This is a genomic window from Okeania sp., from assembly GCF_983059655.1.
On sequence record NZ_CEZPJD010001000.1, the window covers coordinates 1 to 2,481 of the forward strand.

General features: G+C 35.5%; 3 protein-coding genes. All 3 read left to right on the top strand.

Annotation, left to right across the window (positions count from 1 at the left end):
- Window positions 1–530: sensor histidine kinase (locus AC3DU7_RS31065; RefSeq protein ID WP_488043091.1), on the top strand; the 530-nt coding region annotated here is incomplete at its 5' end.
- 533 nt (window positions 531–1,063) lie between these two features.
- Entirely contained in the window at window positions 1,064–1,231 is a 168-nt protein-coding gene (locus AC3DU7_RS31070) for a hypothetical protein (protein ID WP_488043092.1), read from the top strand.
- A 177-nt stretch (window positions 1,232–1,408) separates the two neighbouring features.
- Window positions 1,409–2,401: a HEAT repeat domain-containing protein gene (locus AC3DU7_RS31075; protein WP_488043093.1), complete on the top strand. Its 993-nt coding sequence runs from the start codon at window positions 1,409–1,411 to the stop codon at window positions 2,399–2,401.
- The last annotated feature ends 80 nt before the right edge of the window (window positions 2,402–2,481 follow it).

Genomic DNA, 2,481 nt, shown 5'->3' on the forward strand with positions numbered 1-2,481 from the left:
TGCGTAACTTTTCACGCCTTGATGAAGCAGAGATGAAGCTAGTTAATATTCATGAGGGAATAGATAGTACTTTACTAATATTGAATAATCGACTTGTTCCTAAAGGTGGAAAGCAGATTAATGTAATTAAAGAATATGGCGATTTACCTCAAATATCTTGTTATGTGAGTCAGTTAAATCAAGTATTTATGAACATCTTGGTCAATGGAATTGATGCCCTGGAGGAAGCAATAGCAAAAGACAAATTTTCTGAGTTAAATGAACAACAAATTCCCACAATTAAAATTCAAACAGAAGTTGTAGATAAAAATCTAGTAACTATTAGTATTTCTGATAATGGTATAGGTATAAAAGAGCGAATACGTAGCAAAATATTTGACCCTTTCTTTACTACAAAACCTGTAGGTAAAGGTACTGGTATTGGTTTAGCAATTAGCTATCAAATTGTAGTAGATAAACATGGTGGTCGGATATTTTGTAATTCCCAGAGAGGAAAAGGAACAGAGTTTATTATCGAGATTCCTATGTAAGCATTTCCTGCGGAATGCTGCGCAAACAGCCGTCAGCCGTCAGCTATCAGCTGGGTAAATAATTGATAATTTCTGTACGATAATTAATTTTATTTTTGATTTTTGGAGGTGTCTAATTGACATCTGGTGAAAAACAAATAAACCTTTTAATTAGAGCAAGCTTTGGAAAGAAAATTCACCATAAAAAATTATTTTTAGTACCTTTTTCGTGAAAAGATCTTACCTGTTGCCTGTTGCCTGTTGCCTAGAAGCGACCATGTTTTTTATGCAAATAAAATGAAATTACTATAACTGATAACTGATAACTGAAATGACCATATAGCGCTTTTCACATGGATAGACTACAGTTAGTATGGGCAACCCAAAAGCATTTTTCTACTCCCTACTCCCTACTCCCTACTCCCTACTCCCTACTCTAAGTGCCAAAAATAATGTTGTGGTCTACTCAAATGACAAGCGCTGTAAGAGCTACTCAAGTTAAATATTATGCTTTCGTGCATCAAACTTTTTAGGAATATTTTTATACTTGTAGTTTGGTATGGCAATTTGAGCAAGAACAAACTATCTCACTAAATGAACTAATAGAGGAAGTTTTTGGCCAGCATTGGCAAGATGAAAAATGGCATCAAGTATTGCAGTTTATTGCTCGAGCAATTGAACCTCAGTTTGTGGGAGAAATTATTAGTTATTTGATAAATTAAGATGGGGAAAAAGAAAATAGTCAGAATTTATTTTTAGCAACTAAATGTTTCTTTGAAGTTAAGAATATTCAGGATATTAGTGATGTAGGAACTGATTTATTAAATGAGTTAAAATATTTAGCAGATTACCATCAGTATGAAGCTTTTTTTGCCCTAGGACATTATTGGAATTTACAACTGCGATTTAAAGCATTACAACAAATAGCTATTGGTTGGAAAGATGAACCGGAAACTTTACCCTACTTCAAACGACTGATCGAGTGCGATAATAATACTTATATACGATTTGAAGCAGTGCGACAGATAGCTACTGTTTGGAAAGATTCTCCAGAAACTTTGCCTTTCCTCAAACAACTGGTACAGTCTGATAAGAATTATGATATACGATGTGAAGCGTTGCAACAAATAGTTACTGGTTGGAAAAATGACCCAGGAATGTTTCAGCTATTCTATAATTGCAATTGCGCACTCAAAGATCCATATCAACATCAAGATGTCTTCTTTCTGAGTGAAGAAAACCCTCCACGAATTGCAATAAAGGCGATCGCTCAAAAATTCCCCAACCATCCCCAAATTCTCCCACTATTAAAAAACAGAGCCAAAAAAGACCCAGATGAAAATGTTCGGAGTGAAGCAATAAAAGAAATAGCTAATGGTTGGAAAAATGACCCAGGAATATTTAATTTTTTGGGAAATTGCGCTCTCCAAGACCCATTTAAAGAGAAAGATGACAGTTACCCATTTCCCAGCAACCCTCGAAAAACTGCACTAGAGGCGATCGCTACAAAATATCCCAACCATCCCCAAATTCTCCCACTATTAAAAAATAGAGCCAAAAAAGACCCAGATGAAAATGTTCGGAGTGAAGCAATAAAAGAAATAGCTAATGGTTGGAAAAATGACCCAGGAATATTTAATTTTTTGGGAAATTGCGCTCTCCAAGACCCATTTAAAGAGAAAGATGACAGTTACCCATTTCCCAGCAACCCTCGAAAAACTGCACTAGAGGCGATCGCTACAAAATATCCCAACCATCCCCAAATTCTCCCACTATTAAAAAACAGAGCCAAAAAAGACCCAGATGTAGATGTGGGGAAGTGGGCAAAGAACACATTACGGCAATTTCAAAAGTGGAAGGCAAATAATACCAATATTAATTCTGACTCATGAATTGAGGAGACTTGAGACCTTATTATTTTGTCAGGAGTCAGAACTTCATGTACTTGGAATCTGCTGTATTATCCGAACAT